This window comes from Paracidovorax sp. MALMAid1276 (assembly GCF_049198005.1).
Lineage (GTDB): Bacteria > Pseudomonadota > Gammaproteobacteria > Burkholderiales > Burkholderiaceae_C > Acidovorax.
In genome coordinates this window covers 14,738-32,229 of record NZ_JBMIRS010000210.1, presented here as the reverse complement: position 1 = coordinate 32,229, position 17,492 = coordinate 14,738, and the positions used below count along the sequence as shown (strand labels likewise).

The window sequence follows — 17,492 nt, the reverse complement described above, 5'->3', positions numbered from 1 at the left end:
CGTGTGAAAGTAGGTCATCGTCAGGCTCTTACAGCCCAGAAAACCCCAGCATTCAAACAATGCTGGGGTTTTTTGCTTTCGGCGATGCGTTTGTTCACTTGCAGGCGTCCGAGGATCTCGATCGAACGGGGCCAGAGTCGTGAGGCACCGCGGCTTAAACCCTTCTGCAGCCGCAAGCCTCGGAACAGCCCTCTCACATATGGATGCTTCTACCTGCCAGCGCACTCTCGTCTGCGGTGTGTCGTATGGTCCGCCAAAAGACCGCTCACACGATCAGAATTCCACCCTGCGCCCTTGCGAAAAGACGGCCAGCTCGCCGGGTTCAAATGCCGTCCACCGCTCGTTGGTGGTGAGAGGGCTTGTGGCGATCACCGCCACCTCGTCGGTCGCTTGCGTCTCTTTCGAAAAGTCGAGCCGCACATCTTCGTCGCTGAGCTGTGCCTCGCCGAAAGGAAAGCGTCGTTCGATGTAGCAGAGGCTGGTGGATGCATGGGCCCACAGCGCCTGGCCGTTGGAGAGCAGAAAGTTGAACGTGCCTCGCGGCGCAATTCGCGCTGCAAGTTCTCTGAGCGTGAGTGTCAACTCCGCGATCGGGGGGACACTGGCGTGCGACTTGGCCAACTCCTGCATGATCCAGCAGAACGCGTGTTCGCTGTCGGTATCACCCACGGGGTGAAAGTGCGCGTGAAGCCGGGGGCGGAAATCCTTGAGATCACCGTTGTGCGCAAACACCCAGTATCGCCCCCAAAGCTCCCGCACAAAGGGGTGGCAGTTCTGCAGGTTGACGACGCCCTGCGTGGCTTTGCGGATGTGGGCAATGACATTGCGGCTCTTGATGGGATACCGGCGGATAAGCTCTGCGATCGGAGAGTCCACGGCTGCCAGATGATCCACAAAGTGCCGCAGCCCCTTGTCCTCGAAGAACGCAATGCCCCAGCCGTCGCTGTGATGGTCGGTCCTGCCGCCGCGCTGGGCAAAACCCTTGAAGCTGAAAGTCACGTCGGTGGGGACGTTGCAATTCATGCCGAGCAACTGGCACATGGAAAGGCTCCGAAAAAGCAATCGAAAAAGAAAGGGGCGCGGCGCACGAGGAGGCACAAAGCGCTCCACGCTGCCAGTCCTTCAGTGGTGACGGATGCCACTACACCCCCACCAGCGGTGGCGCGACGGCGGCGCGCTCAGCCTTTTACCAGTGCGCAATCACCGCGCACGCACACCGGACTCTCCATGCCCACAGACGCGTGAGGATACGCGCATGGATGCGCATACGGGCGCTTGCAGGGGCAGACTTCACAGCGGACCCCGCGAGCCTTCTGTCGCACGCAGACGCCACGCTGCCACCAGCGCCACACCGCACAACAATGCCAGCACCAAAAATGTCTCCGCAAACGCTGCCAAGCGCGCCGGATCTGCGCCACCGGAGATCAGGGTCGCGCCATGCGCGCTCAACCGCCACTCCAGAAAAATACCGCACAGGCTGACTCCCGCAGCACCCCCCAGCATGCGCAGAAAACCGATGGCGCTGGAACCCTGCGATATCAATGCCCTGTCGAGCGGGCGCAGCGCGCCCAGATTCAAGGACGGAAGGATAAAGCCCAGGCCGACACGGCCAAGGGCTGTGAACGCAACCAGCATCCACAGCGGCGAAACGGGCGACACGCACACCATCAGCGCGAAAGACAACGCAAGCAGGCCGAGGCCCGTGCAGACAAGGAGGTGCGTGGGCCGCCGGTCGGCGAGCCGCCCCACCAGCGCGATGGTGACGGCAAGCACCAAGCCGGCCGGCAGCATGAGGGTGCCGACATGGGACGGTGACATTTTGAGCCCCATCTGCAGAAACACCGGCAGCAGATAGGTGGAGCCGAACAGCGCCGTGCCGTAGATGAACGCCACGATGCTGCCCATGGCGAACGGCCGGTACTGAAACAGGCGCAGGTCCATGAGCGGCTTGCGCGACTGATGGAGGAGACGCCGCTGCCAGGCAATGAAAGCCGCGACGGACACAGCCGAAGCGGCAAGCAGGCCCAGGGCTTCGGATGCGGAGCCGCCGTGCAAAGTCACCAGGCCGTTCAGAAGGCACAGCGTGCCCGCAGTGCCCAGCAGCAGGCCGCGCCAGTCCAGAGGCGCGCCACGGCGGTTGGCTTCAACCCCACCGGGCGCTGTCACCGGCACAAATTTGTAGGCGAGCCACAGCGACGCAAGGCACAGCGGCACCACCATGAAGAAAATGGACCGCCAACCGAACCAGTCGACGAGCAGCCCGCCAACGCTGGGCCCGATGGCGGGAGCAAGGACAACGCCCATGCCAAAGATGCCGCTGGCGCGCCCCTGTTCGTGGGGCTGGAACGCGTGAAGGATGATGACGGCCGGAATCGGCTGCACCACACCGGCAGCCAGCCCCTCCGCCACGCGGGCTACCAGCACCAGGCCGAAGTCCTGGGCGAACCCCCCGCCCACGCCACCCAGCAGCAGAACGAGCATGGCGCCTGCGTATGTCAGTCGGTAGCCATAGCGCGACAGAAGCCATGGGGTGGTGAGCATGGAGACCGTGGTGGCCACCATGAAGCCCGATGTGACCCACTGTGCCCGCGCCTGGCCGAGCGCGAAATGCTGGCTCATGTCGGGAATGGCCACATTCACGATGGTGGAGGACATGATGGCCGCCATCGTGCCGACCATGACCGAAAGCAGCAGCAGCCAGCGGTAACGCTCGCCATGGCGTGCGCGCAGTGCAGCCAGCGATCCGGGCGACGAAGGAGCAGGCATGGGGCGGCAGGGTGGATGGAGACGGGCTGGCAGCGAAGAATGGAACCACGGTGCAGGTGATCGGCACGCGGTGCGCGGGCGGCCCGTGCGCCGGGCCGAAAAAGCGAAAAGGGCGCATGACGCGCCCTTGTGTATCTACCGCCTCAGGTCCGTTCAGACCAGAGCTTGCCGCCTGTGGCCCAGTTCTCGCGCTTGATGTCGGTGATGAGGATGTCGACCGACTCGGGCGAGCCGCCGAGCACTTCGACGGAAACGCGGGTGATTTCTTCCACCAGCTTCCGTTTTTGTTCAATCGTGCGGCCTTCCATCATTTCGACGTGGTACGTGGGCATGTCAGCTTCCTTGCAGCGGGTGTGAGTGAAAAGGGAGAAATCATATCGGGGCGCGCGGCTCGGCCGGGGCGCCACACGCGGGGCAGATGCAAGCGCGGCCCCGCAGATCCGGCGGCAGCGCACGCAGCACTTCGGCATTGAGCGCGCGGGACATGCACCAGCAGGTCTCGGCCGGCTGCCCGGCGGCAATGGCGCACTGGTTGGCCCGCCCACACAGCGGGCAACGGGCGGGCGAGCCCGCGAGCGAAGGGGAGGGCGAGGAGGGCGCTGACACGATATGGGGGGCGATGGCCCCATGCGAGAGGGGCGGCGTCCAGTGTACGGTGCACGCCGCCCGGCGCAAATGCGGAGCCCCACCACACTGCTCGCAGCATGGCGGAGACAAGAATTGGCGTAAAAACAGCCGTCAGCGCTTATCTGTAAAGCGAATGCAGCTACAAACTTCGTAGCGATTTCGGCGCGCGCAGTCAGTGGCAATGGCGCTGTACACGCACCCCCGAATCCGCCGCAAGCCGACCGGCACCGTCCCGGACGGGACCGGGCCGGACGGTGCGGGGCGACGTCAGGCCGCCGACGCGGCCTTGAGCTTGAGGCGCCAGGCGTGCAGCAGCGGCTCGGTGTAGCCGCTGGGCTGCTCCATGCCCTTGAAGACCAGGTCGCAGGCCGCCTTGTAGGCCATGCTGGTAGCGAAGTTGCCCGCCATCGGCTGGTACTGCGGGTCGCCTGCATTCTGCTGGTCCACCACCGCCGCCATGCGTTCGAAGGTCTCGCGCACCTGCGCCTCGGTCACCACGCCGTGCAGCAGCCAGTTGGCCATGTGCTGGCTGCTGATGCGCAGTGTGGCGCGGTCTTCCATCAGGCCCACGTTGTGGATATCGGGCACCTTGGAGCAGCCCACGCCCTGGTCCACCCAGCGCACCACATAGCCGAGAATGCCCTGCGCGTTGTTGTCCAGCTCCTGCTGCTTCTCGGCGTCACTCCAGTTCGGGGCGGCTGCCACGGGCACGGTCAGCAGGCCGGTCAGCAGATTGTCACGCTCGGCGTTCACGTCGGTCTTTTCCAGCTCGATCTGGATGTCGCTGACCTTGACCTGGTGGTAGTGCAGGGCGTGCAGCGTGGCACCCGTGGGGCTGGGCACCCAGGCGGTGTTGGCACCGGCCTTGGGGTGGGCAATCTTCTGCTTGAGCATCTCGGCCATCAGGTCGGGCATGGCCCACATGCCCTTGCCGATCTGCGCCTTGCCGCGCAGGCCGCACGACAGGCCCACCAGCACGTTGTTCTTCTCGTAGCTCTGAATCCACGCACTGGTCTTCATGTCGCCCTTGCGCACCATGGGGCCCGCATGCATGGCGGTGTGCATCTCGTCGCCGGTGCGGTCCAGGAAGCCGGTGTTGATGAACGCCACGCGGCTCGATGCAGCGGCAATACAGGCCTTCAGGTTGACGGAGGTGCGGCGCTCCTCGTCCATGATGCCCAGCTTCACCGTGCTGTCGGGCAGGCCCAGCAGCGTTTCGACGCGGCCGAACAGCTCGGCCGCAAAGCCCACCTCGGCGGGGCCGTGCATCTTGGGCTTGACGATGTAGACGCTGCCCTTGCGGGAGTTGCGGATGCCGTCTTTACCGTGGCCTTGCAGGTCGTGCAGGGCAATGGCGGTGGTCACCACGGCATCCATGATGCCCTCCGGAATCTCGCGCACCTGGCCTTGGGCGTCCTTCCACAGGATGGCCGGGTTCGTCATCAGGTGTCCCACATTGCGCAGGAACATCAGCGAGCGGCCATGCAGGCGCACTTCGCCGCCTGCGGGGCCGGTGTAGATGCGGTCAGGGTTCAGCCCGCGCGTGAAGGTCTTGCCGCCCTTGGCCACCTGCTCGGTCAGCGTGGCCTGAATAATGCCCAGCCAGTTGCTGTAGCCCAGCACCTTGTCTTCGGCGTCCACGGCGGCCACCGAATCTTCCAGGTCCAGGATGGTGGACAGGGCCGCTTCCAGCACCAGGTCGCTCACGCCGGCCGCATCGCTCTGGCCGATGGGCGTCGAGCGGTCGATCTGGATGTCGAGGTGCAGGCCGTTGTGCTGCAGCAGCACCGACGAAGGTGCGGCCGCATCGCCCTGGTAGCCCTTGAACTGCAAAGCGTCCTTCAGGCCCGTGGTGCTGCCGTTGGCCAGGGACACCACCAGCTGACCGCCTTCGACCTTGTAGCCGGTCGAATCCTTGTGCGAACCGCTGGCCAGGGGGGCCGTGTCATCCAGCACCTGGCGCGCAAATGCGATCACCTTGGCGCCGCGCACGGGGTTGTAGCCCTTGCCCTTCTCGGCCCCGCCTTCTTCGCTGATGGCGTCGGTGCCATACAGCGCGTCATACAGGCTGCCCCAACGCGCGTTGGCGGCGTTCAGCGCATAGCGCGCGTTCAGGATGGGCACCACCAGCTGCGGGCCGGCCTGCGTGGCCAGCTCGTCGTCCACGTTGGCGGTGGTTGCCTTCACATCGGCAGGCTGGGGCACCAGGTAGCCGATCTTTTCGAGGAAGCCGCGATAGGCCACCATGTCCTTGATGGGGCCGGGGTTGGCCTTGTGCCAGGTGTCCAGCTCGGTCTGCAGGCGGTCGCGCTCGGCCAGCAGGGCGATATTGCGGGGCGCCAGGTCGGCCACGATGGCGTCAAACCCCTTCCAGAACGCGGCGCTGTCCACGCCCGTGCCGGGCAGCACCTTGTCTTCAACAAAGCGGTACAGGGAGGTGGCCACTTGCAGGCCGTGAACGGGGGTGCGGTCGGTCATGGAAAAGCTCTCTGAAAAAAGAAAAAGAAAAGGAGGGATGCCATCACTGGCACGATGGATCAGACTGTATTCCAAATGCGCGCGTATATAAATACGCAGAAAATCTCTTAACCAATGACTTTTTTGCAAAACCGCACACCCTCTCTGTGCGCTATCTTTTCGCTATAAAAAAAGAAGCAAAAAGTTGTTTGCAGATAAGCGCTAAAGCCCAATTTCATCAAAAGTTTTTGTGTATGGACAAGCTCAAGGCCTTTGAATCCTTTGTGTCCGTGGCCACGCGCGGCAGCCTCACGGCCGCCGCCAAGGCCGAGGGCGTGGCGCCCGCCATCATGGGCCGGCGGCTCGATGCGCTCGAAGAACATCTGGGCGTGAAGTTGCTGGTGCGCACCACGCGGCGCATCAGCCTCACGCACGAAGGCAGCGCCTTTCTGGAAGACTGCCAGCGCTTGCTGGCCGACGTGGCCAATGCCGAGGCCAGCGTGTCCGAAGGCGGCGTCAAGGCCACGGGCCACCTGCGCATCACCGCGCCCGCCGGCTTCGGCCGTCGCCACGTGGCGCCGCTGGTGCCGCGTTTTCGCTCTGAGCACCCCGACGTGACCATCTCGCTGAATCTGAGCGACCGGGTGGTGGACCTGGCCGGCGAAGGCTTTGACTGCGCGGTGCGCGTGGGCGACCTGCCGGATTCGTCGCTGGTCAGCGTGCGCATCGCCGACAACCGCCGCCTGTGCGTGGCCACACCCGCCTACCTGGCGCGGCGCGGCACCCCGCGCGCCCCGGCCGACCTGCCCCAGCACGACTGCCTCACCCTGTCCAGCGACGCCTCGCAGACCCGGGGCTGGGCGTTCCGCGTTCCACTCGCAGAGGGCGGTGCCACCGAGGTCATGCACCTCAAGCCGGGCGGTCCGCTCGACTGCTCCGACGGTCAGGTGCTGCACGACTGGTGCCTGGCGGGCTATGGCATCGCCTGGCGCAGCACCTGGGAGGTGGAGGCCGAGATCGCCGCAGGCCACCTCGTCGCCGTGCTGGAGGAATTTGCAGCGCCGGCCAACGGCATCTACGTGGTCTTCCCCCAGCGCAAGCACCTGCCGCTGCGCGTGCGGCTGTGGATCGAATACCTCAAGCACCAGTACGCGCAGCCGGCCTTCTGGCGGGGGGGCTGAGGGTTGAAAGACGCCACACGCTGGGGCGTGTGCAGACCGCCGCGGCGGTCTGCCAATGGCCCGGCCCACAATGCGGCACCGATCGGAGGAAACCATGAACATGCCCCTTGAAGCCATCCTGGCCGCCGTCCACCTGCTGGCCATCCTGACCTTTGTGGTGTTTCTGTCGAGCCAGGCGGCGCTGTGCCGCGCCGAGTGGCTCAATGCCGCCGTGGTGGAGCGCCTCGGCCGGCTGGAGGTGATCTATGGCATCTCGGCCATGGTGATGATTGCCAGCGGCCTGGCGCGCCTGGCCTGGGGCGTCAAGGGCCTGTCCTGGTATGTGTCGCAGCCGCTGTTCCACCTCAAGATCACGCTGGTGGTGGCCATGGCCATCCTTTCGCTGTGGCCGTCGGCCGCGTTTCGCCGCTGGCGCCGGGACCTGCATGCCACCGGCGTGCTTCCGGCGGAGGCCGAGGTCAGCCGGGTGCGGCGGCTGGTGATGATCCAGGCCCATGTACTGCCGGTGGTGGCCCTGATCGCGGTGTTCTGGGCGCGGGGCTGGTAGGCCCGGCCGGCCAAAAAATATCCGCCACGCCGGGCGGCGGTGGCGGATGGTCGGACTGCGTTGCCCGAACGGCTTGCCTGCTTGCTTACTTCTTCTTGAGGCACTCGCTCATGAAGGCCTTACGCTCGTCGCCCTTCTTGTCCTTGGCGTCGGCGTTGCAGGTCTTCATCCGGTCCTGCTGCGTGGCGGGCTTGTTGCTCAGGCAGGTCTTCATGAAGGCCTTGCGCTCGTCGCCCTTCTTGTCGCCGGCCTCTTTATTGCAGGTGGCCATCTTGGACTGCTGCGCCGTGGGCGCCTTGGCGTCGTCGGCCGCGTGGGCGTTCAGGCCGAACGAAAGCGCCAGGCCCAGGGCTGCCAGCGAAAGAATGGATTTCATGGTTTCTCCTGTGATGTCGGTTTTGGGATGAATCCGAGGGGGATTCCAGCACACAACGATCGGGGCAACAAGCGCGCCGACACCCGCCGTGGGCCGGTCGCCACGGCCCCGTAAAATCCGCCGATGCTTACCGCCAAAAATGAATTGCTCGCCGCGCTCGCGGCCGAGTTGGAAAAACTGACTCCCGGCGCAGGCGCCAAGGCCGCATTCGAATCTCCCAAGGTGGCCGCGCATGGCGACCTGGCCTGCACGGCCGCCATGCAGCTCGCCAAGCCCCTGAAGCTCAACCCCCGCGCCCTGGGCGAGCAGCTCAAGGCGGCGCTGGAGGCCACGCCCGCCTTCCAGCGTTGGGTGGGTGCCATCGAAATCGCCGGCCCGGGCTTTTTGAACATCCGCCTGAAGCCCGCCGCCAAGCAGGAAGTGGTGCGCGAAGTGCTGGCCGCGGGTGAGCGCTTCGGGTACCAGGCCCCCAACGGCCAGCGCGTGCTGGTCGAATTTGTCTCGGCCAACCCCACCGGTCCGCTGCACGTGGGCCACGGTCGCCAGGCCGCTTTGGGCGACGCCATCTGCAACCTGTTCAGCACCCAGGGCTTTCAGGTGCACCGCGAGTTCTATTACAACGACGCGGGGGTGCAGATCGACACGCTCACCAAAAGCACGCAGCTGCGCGCCAAGGGCTTCAAGCCCGGCGATGACTGCTGGCCCACCGACAGCGACAACCCGCTGGCCAAGAACTTCTACAACGGCGACTACATCGCCGACATTGCCGAGGCTTTCAAGGCCAAGGCCACGGTGAAGGCCGACGATCGCGAGTTCACCGCCAACGGCGACGTGGAGGATTACGACAACATCCGCCAGTTCGCCGTCGCCTACTTGCGCAACGAGCAGGACAAGGACCTGCAGGCGTTCAACCTGCACTTCGACGAGTACTACCTCGAATCGAGCCTGTACACCAGCGGCCGCGTCGAGGCCACGGTGAACAAGCTCATCGCCAATGGCAAGACCTACGAGCAGGACGGCGCGCTGTGGCTCAAGAGCACCGACTACGGTGACGACAAGGACCGCGTCATGCGCAAGCAGGACGGCTCTTTCACCTACTTCGTGCCCGACGTGGCCTACCACATCGCCAAGTGGGAGCGCGGCTTCACCAAGGTGGTCAATATCCAGGGCACGGACCACCACGGCACCATCGCCCGCGTGCGCGCGGGCCTGCAGGCGGCCGATGTGGGCATTCCAGAGGGTTACCCTGACTACGTGCTGCACACCATGGTGCGGGTGGTCAAGGGCGGCGAAGAGGTCAAGATCAGCAAGCGCGCGGGCAGCTACGTCACGCTGCGCGATCTGATCGAGTGGACCAGCAAGGATGCGGTGCGTTTCTTCCTCCTGAGCCGCAAGCCCGACACCGAATACACCTTCGACGTGGATCTGGCCGTGGCGCAGAACAACGACAACCCGGTGTACTACGTGCAGTACGCGCATGCGCGTATCCAGTCGGTGCTGCGCGCCTGGCAAGAGGCGGGTGGTGGCGATGTGGCGTCGCTCAAGGATGTGGACCTGTCGGCCCTCGAAGGCCCGCAGGCCCAGGCCTTGATGCTGCAGCTGGCCAAATACCCCGAGATGCTCACCGCCGCCGCCGACGGCGAGGCGCCGCACGACGTGACCTTCTACCTGCGCGACCTGGCCGCCAGCTACCACAGCTACTACGACGCCGAGCGCATCCTGGTGGACGACGACGCGGTGAAGAAGGCGCGCCTGGCGCTCGTCGCCGCCACGGCCCAGGTGTTGCACAATGGCCTCGCCGTGCTGGGCGTGTCGGCCCCGGCCAGAATGTAAGCAGTGACTTTCACCATGAAGAAGCAACAAGCGGGCGGGACCATCATCGGCTTTATCGTCGGCGTCATCGTGGGCCTGGGGGCCGCCCTGGCGGTGGCTGTGTATGTGACCAAGGTGCCGGTGCCCTTCCTGAACAAGGGAGGGGGCCGCGGCGCCGACATGGACGCCGCAGAGTCGCAGAAGAACAAGAACTGGGACCCCAATTCGCCCCTGTACGGGCGCAATCCGGCGCGCCCGCCCACGCCGCCTGTGGCTGCGGCGCCCGAGCCTGCGGCCAAACCGGCCCCCGGCGCCAGCGCCCCGGCGGACACACGCGCCGCAGCCTCGGCCCCCCGGCCCGCCGCCAGCAAGGCCGATGCGAAGGCCGAGACACGCCCCGGCGCCGATCCTCTGGGAGACCTGGCCGTGGCCCGTGCTGCGGCCACCGGCAACGTGGACCCGTTCGACTATTTCGTGCAGGCGGGGGCCTTCCGCACCCAGCAGGACGCCGATGCCCAGCGCGCCAAGCTGGCGATGATGGGCTGGGAGGCCCGCGTGAGCGAACGCGAGCAGAACGGCCGCGCCGTCTTCCGCGTGCGGGTGGGCCCCTTCAGCAAGCGCGACGACGCCGAGCGCATCAAGGAAAAGCTGGACGGCGCGGGCATGGACTCCGCGCTCGTGCGGGTGCAGCGCTGACGCGTGTGAGGGCGCTCACCACCCCGGCGGCCCGCCAGGCCGGGGCTGAACTTTTTGAGGGGGCATGGCTCACATCCCCCAGACCTGTAACAGGAGAGTCTTTGTGATGAAACGCCGTGAGTTTTCTTTGTCTGCCGCGACCGCCGTGGCTGCTTCCGCCCTGGCGCTGCCCGTGGCCACCCCCGCGCTGGCCCAGGCCCGCCAGTTCAAGGAGGGCAAGGACTACAAGCGGCTGGACAAGCCCGTCACCCCCGATGCCCCCGCCGGCAAGGTCGATGTGATCGAGTTCTTCTGGTACAGCTGCCCCCACTGCAACGCGTTCGAGCCCGTGCTCGAGTCCTGGATCAAGGCCGCGCCCAAGGACCTGAGCGTGCGCCGCATGCCCGTGGCGTTCAACGCCAGCTTCGTGCCGCAGCAAAAGCTGTACTTCACGCTGGAAGGCATGGGCAAGCTCGACGAGCTGCATGGCAAGGTGTTCCGCGCCATCCACGTCGAAAAACTCAAGCTCGCCAAGGACGACGAAATCCTGGCCTGGGTGACGCAGCAAGGCGTGGACGCCGCCAAGTTCAAGGAAGTCTACGGCTCGTTCTCGGTGTCCAACCAGGTGCGGCGCGCGTCGCAGCTGCAGGACGCCTACGGCGTGGAAGGCGTGCCTTCGATGGGCGTGGCCGGCAAGTACTACACCGACGGCACCATGGCCGGCAGCATGCAAACCGTGCTGCAGGTGGTGGACCACCTGGCCGCCGTCGCCCGCAAAGGCTGACGGTTTTCTGCCAACCGCCCTCCGGGGCACGCTGCGAAGAGCCCGCAATTGCGGGCTTTTTGCTTGGGGCTGTGCCTGCGTGGCTACAATGGACTGCAAGATTCGTGCCCTATGAACCATCGCCTACTCCCGACCCTTCTGCTCGTCGCCGCGGCCTGCGCCGTGGGCGCGGCACACGCTGAAAAGGCCGACCGGGCCAAGCCCATGAACATCGAGGCCGACGCCCTGCGCCACGACGAGCTCAAGCAGACCAGTGTGTTCTCGGGCCGCGTGGTCATGACCAAGGGCACCATCGTGCTGCGCGGCGCGCGGCTGGACGTGCGCCAGGACGCGGACGGCTATCAGTACGGCGTGGTGACGGCCGAACCCGGCAAGCGGGCGTTCTTCCGCCAAAAGCGCGACACCGCGCCCGGCGCGCCCGATGAGTTCATCGAAGGCGAAAGCGAAGTCATTGAATACGATGGCAAGGCCGACAACGTGCGCTTCATCACCCGCGCAGAGCTGCGCCGCTACCGGGGCTCGGTGCTCTCCGACGAGATCACCGGCGCGGTGATCGTCTACAACAACACCACCGACGTCTTCACCGTGGATGGCCAGCGAGCGTCCTCCACCAGCGCGGCAGGCGCTGCCACACCCGCGCCCGGTGGCCGCGTGCGCGCCGTGCTGTCTCCCAAGGACCCGCCGCCCAACGCGGCCGCCGCGCCGGCAGCGCCGGCTGCATCGGCCCCGGCGCTGCGCCCCAGCAACAGCCTTGGCGGCGGCTCCCGGTGAGCGCGCAGCCCTTGCACCCCGGCCCTGGCGGCCCGGCGGGAGAACACCTGCCGGGGGGGGCTGCGCATGCGGGCGATCTTCCGCAGGGCAGCCGGCTCGAAGTGCAGCACCTGGCCAAGTCCTACGGCAGCCGCAAGGTCGTCAAGGACGTGTCGCTGGTGGTGCAAAAGGGCGAGGTCGTGGGGCTGCTCGGCCCCAACGGCGCGGGCAAGACCACCTCGTTCTACATGATCGTGGGGCTGGTGCGCAGCGATGCGGGCGACATCCGCATCGACGGCCAGTCCGTCGCCCACATGCCCATTCACCGGCGCTCGCGCCTGGGGCTGTCGTACCTGCCGCAGGAAGCCTCCATCTTCCGCAAGCTGTCGGTGGAGGAAAACGTGCGTGCGGTGCTGGAGCTGCAGCGCGGCGACGACGGCAAGCCGCTCAGCCGGGACGCCATTGAAGAGCGCCTCACGGCCCTGCTGCAGGAGCTGCGGGTGGACCACCTGCGCGCCTCGCCCGCCATGGCCCTGTCGGGGGGCGAGCGCCGCCGGGTGGAGATCGCCCGGGCGCTTGCCACGCAGCCGCGCTTCATTCTGCTGGACGAGCCCTTTGCCGGCATCGACCCCATTGCCGTGATCGAGATCCAGCGCATCATCGGCTTCCTCAAGGCGCGCGGCATCGGCGTGCTCATCACCGACCACAACGTGCGCGAGACGCTGGGCATCTGCGACCACGCGTTCATCATCAGCGACGGGCGCGTGCTGGCCCAGGGCACACCGTCCGAGATCGTCGACAACGCCGAAGTGCGCCGCGTGTACCTGGGCGAACACTTCAAGATGTGATGAAGCCTGGTTTATCGCTGCGCGTCTCGCAGCATCTCGCGCTGACCCCCCAGCTGCAGCAGTCCATCCGCTTGCTGCAGCTGTCCACGCTCGAACTCTCGCAGGAAGTCGAGCAGATGCTCGACGACAACCCTTTTCTGGAGCGCACGGCCGACGAGGCGCCGCGTGAGGAGTTTGGGCTGGACGCAGAAAACACACCCGCCCAGGCCGATGACTATGGCGCGGATGATGCTATGTTTTCAGGAGCTGCAGGCGCAAGTGCAGCAAGCGCTGAAGGCCAAAATGATGCTGAATCGCCAAGCGCTGGCGCTGCGGACGAGCCCGACTGGAGCGGCGACGGCACGGTGGAGATGGCGCCCAATGATGCGGAGTGGGGCGGAGATGCGCCCGCCCGCAACCGCAACGACGGCGAGGGCGACGAGGCCGACGCCACCGAATTGGCCCGCTCGCACGAATCGCTCACGGCCTTCTTGCACCGCCAGGCCCTGTCGCTGCGCCTGTCCGAGGTGGACTGTGCCGCACTGCGCTTTCTCATCGAGTCGCTGAACGACGACGGCTATCTGGAAGAGCCACTCGAAGAGCTGGCCGCCGCGCTCGCCGGCGCCGAAGACCTGGAGCAGATCGAGGAGCTGGTGCACCGATTCACCGTGGCCCTGCGCCTGCTGCAAAGCCTGGAGCCCACGGGCGTGGGCGCACGCAACCTGGCCGAATGCCTCACCTTGCAGCTCAAGGCGCTCGATGCTGATGAAGAGGCAGACCCCGACACCGTGAAGACGGCGCTCACCATCTGCCAGCAGCCGCTCGAGATGCTGGCCCGCCGCGACATCCGCCGCCTGACCCAGCTGTGCGGCGACGGCGAGGAGCGCACCCGCGCCGCCATGGCGCTCATCGCCCGGCTGGAGCCGCGCCCCGGCCGCAAGTTTGTGGACGTGGAGCGCAACATCATCGTGCCCGACGTCATCGTGCGCAAAGCCGGTCGGGCCAACGGGCGGGACGGCCAGCACAACTTCATCGTTCAGCTCAACCCCGACGTGATGCCCCGCCTGCGCGTGCACGACATCTATGCGGGTGCGCTGCGCGGCCACAAGGGCGGCGAGGGCCACCAGGGCATGCAGCAGCGCCTGCAGGAGGCGCGCTGGTTCATCAAGAACATCCAGCAGCGCTTTGACACCATCCTGCGCGTCTCGCGCGCCATCGTCGAGCGGCAGAAGAACTTCTTCACCCACGGCGAGCTGGCCATGCGCCCGCTGGTGCTGCGCGACATCGCCGATGAGTTGGGCCTGCACGAATCCACCATCAGCCGCGTGACCACCGCCAAGTACATGGCCACGCCCATCGGCACCTACGAGCTGAAATACTTCTTTGGCTCGGGCCTGGGCACTGAAACCGGTGGCAACGCATCCAGCACCGCCGTGCGCGCGCTCATCAAGCAGTTCGTTTCGGCCGAAAACACGGCCAAACCCCTGTCCGACAGCCAGATCGCCGAGATGCTCAAGGAGCAGGGCATCGAATGCGCGCGGCGCACCGTGGCCAAGTACCGCGAGGCGCTCAAGATCGCGCCTGCCAATCTGCGCAAGGCGCTGTAGATACCTGCGCGCTTGGGGCGAGCGCTGGGCGTGCGCCTGCGCCGCTGCGGCCCCTTGCGTTGACGTTGTTTTTTTCTTTTCGTACCCACCTACCGCAGCCCCACCATGGCCCGCATCGTCTTCGACCTTCCCCCGCACTTCGGCTTTGCCACCGAGTTGCAGATCTACATCAGCCATGTGAACCAGGGCGGGCACCTGGACAACGCGCAGCTGCTCACGCTGGTGTCCGAGGCGCGTGTGCGCTTCTTTCAGTCGCTGGGCTACCCCGAGGCCGACGTGTGCGGCCTGTCCATCGTGGTGGGCGACATCGTGGCGCAGTACAAGTCCGAAGGCTTCCACGGCGAAACCATGCGGGTGGAGATGGCACCGGCAGACTTCAACCGCTACGGCTTCGATCTGGTGTTCTGCATGACCGAGAAAGCCTCGGGCCGCGAGGTGGCGCGCGGCAAGATCGGCATCGTCTTCATCGACCAGGCCAGCCGCAAGGTGGCCCCGATTCCGCAGTCCGTGCGCGAACTGCTGGCCGCCCGTGCGGGAGAGCCCGGTTCCCCCGCGCAGCCCGAGCACGTATCCTCCCCATCGACATGAACCATCTCCAACTCTTTCTGCCCTGCGCGGCCGGCGTCGAGGGCTTTCTGGCCGACGAGGTGCACGGCATCACCGGCCTCACGTGGCAAGACCTGCTGGTGGGCCGCGGCGGCGTGCTGCTGCGTGCTTCTTGGCGCCATGCCATGCAGCTCAATCTGCACAGCCGCCTGGCCCAGCGCGTGCTGGTGCAGCTGGCGCACCGCCCCTACCGGTCTGAAAACGACCTCTACAACATGGCCAGCGACGTGGCCTGGGAGATCTGGTTCACCACGCGCCAGACCTTCAAGGTCGAAGTGACCGCCCAGCACAGCCCGCTGCAGAGCCTGAACTTCGCAGGCCTCAAGGTGAAAGACGCCGTGGCCGACCGCTTCCGCCACAAGAGCGGCGTGCGCCCCGACGTGAACACCCAGTGGCCCGACGTGCGCGTGCATCTGCACCTCACCACCGACGAGGCCACGCTCTACATCGACACCTCGGGCGAGCCGCTGTTCAAACGCGGCTGGCGCGAGGACAAGGGCGACGCCCCGCTCAAGGAAACCCTGGCCGCCGCCATGATCGCCGCCAGCGGCTGGGACCCGCACGGCGACCACCCCGAGCCCCTGTACGACCCCTGCTGCGGCAGCGGTACCATCGTGGTCGAGGCCGCGCAGATCGCCTGCCGCATCCCGGCCGGCCTGCTGCGGCGCTTCGCGTTCGAAAAACTGCTGCCCTTCCAGGCCCATGTCTGGAATGCTATAAAAAATGAAGCTGAAAGCGCAATACAGACAAGCGCTGTGCCCATTTTTGGCAGTGATGTGGCCTTCCGCATGGTCGACTTTGCGCAGCGCAATGCCGAGCGCGCTGGCGTGGCCCAGGCTGTGAACCTGCGCGGCGGCGATGCCCTGCAGCGCATGCCCCCCAGCGAGCAGCCCGGCGTGATGCTGCTGAACCCGCCCTATGGCGAGCGGATCGCTGCGGCGGGCACCGCAGGCCGCAGCGCCAGCGAGCGCATGGGCCAGGTCGAGCGCGTGGGGCGCGAGACGGCGCAAACCGAAGACGGCGGCGAATTCTTCAGCCAGCTGGCCACCCACTGGAAGAAGAACTACAGCGGCTGGACGGCCTGGATGCTCACGCCCGACCTGAAGCTGCCCGGCAAGATGCGCCTGAAGGAATCGCGCCGCGTGCCCATGTGGAACGGCCCCATCGAATGCCGCATGTTCCGCTTCGACATGGTCAAGGGCGCCGTGCGCGACCGCGCCGCCAAGGCCGCCCCTGGCGACGGCCCTCGCCATGAAGGTTGAGCTGCGCCTGCCCCCCGAGGCGCCAGCGGGCGAGCCCGCGCGCCCCGTGGTGGTGGACACCAATGTGGCGCTCGACCTGCTGATCTTCAGCGACCCACGCACCGCCCCCCTGCGCACGCTGCTGGCCCAGGGGCGCCTGGCCTGGATCGCCACGCAGGTCATGCGCGATGAGCTGGAGCGCGTGCTGGCGTACCCGCACATCGCAGAGCGCATGGACTATTACCGCGTGAGTGCCGCCCAGGTACTGGCCGCGTTTGATGCGCAGGCGCGTCTGGTGGACATCGCGCCCAAGGTGGCCTATGTGTGCAAGGACGCGGACGACCAGAAGTTCATCGACCTGGCGGCGGCGCACCGGGCGATCTTGCTCTCCAAGGACAAGGCGGTGATCTGCATGCGCAAGCGGTTGGCGAACCTGGGGGCGGATGTGGCGACGGAGGTGGCGCAGGATGTTGTCGCGGCAATTTAAACCATCGTTTGCTTGCATTGTGCCGTCCTATAACATGAACGCTGTTTATTGCTTCGACGCTGTCATATCACATGAGTCCAGATACCAAGCTGGCAATTGTTCAATTGCTGCTAGCCTCGCCCGACCACATTGGTGATCTACCAGGTGAGGTCTTCTCCACGGGATCAAAAGCGCTTGCGCCTAGTGATCTGTATGTTGTAGGGCTCAATCCAGGGTTTGGGTCCTCTTATCGAACTGTTCGATCACATGTTGAGGATTGGTCACTAGACCACTACTCCGCCTTCTTGGATCAATGCTGGAAAGAGCAATGCTGGAATAAAGATTCCTACGGCATGCAATCGATGTCGGGTTGCAGTTGCGTGAGGGGCGTTGATAGGCACCAGCAAGCAGTGCAGCGGCTAATTCAACGTGCACGACCGGGGATAGATCTGCGGCGAGTTTTTGCTACCAATGCCGTTTTCGCCAAATCCGATAGCGCCGACTCGTTTCGGCAAGAAACTGGCCTCACCTTGTCCAGGGCGTTTGACAATTGTTGGCCCATACATCAGCTTTTCCTAACGATCATTCAGCCGCGGGTGATTCTGAGCCTTGGCTACGCTGAGGGCGCAAGCGCCTTCTCACTATTCAGTAGAAAAGCTGCTCAGATCGGTGACGTTTGTAGTCATTCGGCAGATGGTAGAAAGTTCCCATCGTTCAAGTGGACCAACATGACATTCAATCTTGGGCCAGCAGATGTCACTTGCTTGGTT

At 65.6% G+C, this 17,492-nt stretch carries 17 protein-coding genes; 11 read left to right on the top strand and 6 right to left on the bottom strand.

The features are described from left to right. Positions 1-273 precede the first annotated feature (273 nt). The 5 genes from ACOQFS_RS17005 to ACOQFS_RS16985 all read right to left on the bottom strand — a co-directional run bounded on the left by ACOQFS_RS17005 (position 274) and on the right by ACOQFS_RS16985 (position 5,871). The gene (locus ACOQFS_RS17005) at positions 274-1,041 is read right to left on the bottom strand and encodes a class II glutamine amidotransferase (protein WP_421564009.1); all 768 of its coding nucleotides are present in this window, start codon (positions 1,039-1,041) and stop codon (positions 274-276) included. A 249-nt stretch (positions 1,042-1,290) separates the two neighbouring features. Further along, entirely contained in the window at positions 1,291-2,766 is a 1,476-nt protein-coding gene (locus ACOQFS_RS17000; RefSeq protein WP_421564005.1) for a DHA2 family efflux MFS transporter permease subunit, read from the bottom strand. Positions 2,767-2,909: 143 nt separating this feature from the next. Next, a complete protein-coding gene (locus ACOQFS_RS16995; protein WP_421564004.1) occupies positions 2,910-3,098 on the bottom strand; it encodes a 4-oxalocrotonate tautomerase in 189 nt (62 codons plus the stop codon). Positions 3,099-3,138: 40 nt separating this feature from the next. Beyond that, positions 3,139-3,372: a cysteine-rich CWC family protein gene (locus tag ACOQFS_RS16990; RefSeq protein ID WP_421564003.1), complete on the bottom strand. Its 234-nt coding sequence runs from the start codon at positions 3,370-3,372 to the stop codon at positions 3,139-3,141. Positions 3,373-3,660: 288 nt separating this feature from the next. Continuing rightward, on the bottom strand, positions 3,661-5,871 hold the full coding sequence (locus ACOQFS_RS16985; protein ID WP_421564002.1) for a malate synthase G: 2,211 nt from the start codon (positions 5,869-5,871) through the stop codon (positions 3,661-3,663). A gap of 233 nt (positions 5,872-6,104) precedes the next feature. Between ACOQFS_RS16985 and ACOQFS_RS16980 the strand changes: the two genes are divergently transcribed. Together ACOQFS_RS16980 and ACOQFS_RS16975 are read left to right on the top strand one after the other, a co-directional pair. Beyond that, positions 6,105-7,031 carry a LysR family transcriptional regulator gene (locus ACOQFS_RS16980; RefSeq protein ID WP_421564001.1) on the top strand — a complete coding sequence of 309 codons (927 nt, stop codon included), beginning with the start codon at positions 6,105-6,107 and terminating at the stop codon, positions 7,029-7,031. 100 nt (positions 7,032-7,131) lie between these two features. Further along, positions 7,132-7,578 (top strand): DUF2214 family protein, encoded by a 447-nt coding sequence (locus ACOQFS_RS16975; RefSeq protein WP_421564008.1) that lies wholly within the window; start codon positions 7,132-7,134, stop codon positions 7,576-7,578. An 85-nt stretch (positions 7,579-7,663) separates the two neighbouring features. Here the strand turns inward: ACOQFS_RS16975 and ACOQFS_RS16970 are convergent, their stop codons facing one another. After that, entirely contained in the window at positions 7,664-7,954 is a 291-nt protein-coding gene (locus ACOQFS_RS16970) for a PsiF family protein (RefSeq protein ID WP_421564000.1), read from the bottom strand. A gap of 123 nt (positions 7,955-8,077) precedes the next feature. On the opposite strand from ACOQFS_RS16970, the gene argS reads away from it, so the two are divergent. From argS to ACOQFS_RS16925, 9 genes are all read left to right on the top strand, one after another. After that, positions 8,078-9,787, top strand: a complete 1,710-nt coding sequence (argS, locus tag ACOQFS_RS16965) for an arginine--tRNA ligase (protein ID WP_421563999.1) — start codon at positions 8,078-8,080, stop codon at positions 9,785-9,787. 15 nt (positions 9,788-9,802) lie between these two features. Next, the gene (locus ACOQFS_RS16960) at positions 9,803-10,462 is read left to right on the top strand and encodes an SPOR domain-containing protein (protein WP_421563998.1); all 660 of its coding nucleotides are present in this window, start codon (positions 9,803-9,805) and stop codon (positions 10,460-10,462) included. A gap of 106 nt (positions 10,463-10,568) precedes the next feature. Then, entirely contained in the window at positions 10,569-11,225 is a 657-nt protein-coding gene (locus tag ACOQFS_RS16955; protein WP_421564007.1) for a thiol:disulfide interchange protein DsbA/DsbL, read from the top strand. Between the two features lie 111 nt (positions 11,226-11,336). Next, positions 11,337-11,996: a lipopolysaccharide transport periplasmic protein LptA gene (gene lptA / locus ACOQFS_RS16950; RefSeq protein ID WP_421563997.1), complete on the top strand. Its 660-nt coding sequence runs from the start codon at positions 11,337-11,339 to the stop codon at positions 11,994-11,996. A 47-nt stretch (positions 11,997-12,043) separates the two neighbouring features. Further along, a complete protein-coding gene (gene lptB, locus ACOQFS_RS16945) occupies positions 12,044-12,823 on the top strand; it encodes an LPS export ABC transporter ATP-binding protein (protein WP_421564006.1) in 780 nt (259 codons plus the stop codon). Further along, positions 12,823-14,409, top strand: a complete 1,587-nt coding sequence (locus ACOQFS_RS16940; protein WP_421563996.1) for an RNA polymerase factor sigma-54 — start codon at positions 12,823-12,825, stop codon at positions 14,407-14,409. Before lptB ends, ACOQFS_RS16940 begins: the two co-directional genes overlap by 1 nt. A 105-nt stretch (positions 14,410-14,514) precedes the next feature. After that, a complete protein-coding gene (locus ACOQFS_RS16935; protein WP_421563995.1) occupies positions 14,515-14,997 on the top strand; it encodes an acyl-CoA thioesterase in 483 nt (160 codons plus the stop codon). Continuing rightward, the gene (locus ACOQFS_RS16930) at positions 14,994-16,277 is read left to right on the top strand and encodes a THUMP domain-containing class I SAM-dependent RNA methyltransferase (protein ID WP_421563994.1); all 1,284 of its coding nucleotides are present in this window, start codon (positions 14,994-14,996) and stop codon (positions 16,275-16,277) included. Before ACOQFS_RS16935 ends, ACOQFS_RS16930 begins: the two co-directional genes overlap by 4 nt. Then, positions 16,267-16,743, top strand: a complete 477-nt coding sequence (locus ACOQFS_RS16925; RefSeq protein WP_421563993.1) for a putative toxin-antitoxin system toxin component, PIN family — start codon at positions 16,267-16,269, stop codon at positions 16,741-16,743. Before ACOQFS_RS16930 ends, ACOQFS_RS16925 begins: the two co-directional genes overlap by 11 nt. Positions 16,744-17,492 lie beyond the last annotated feature (749 nt).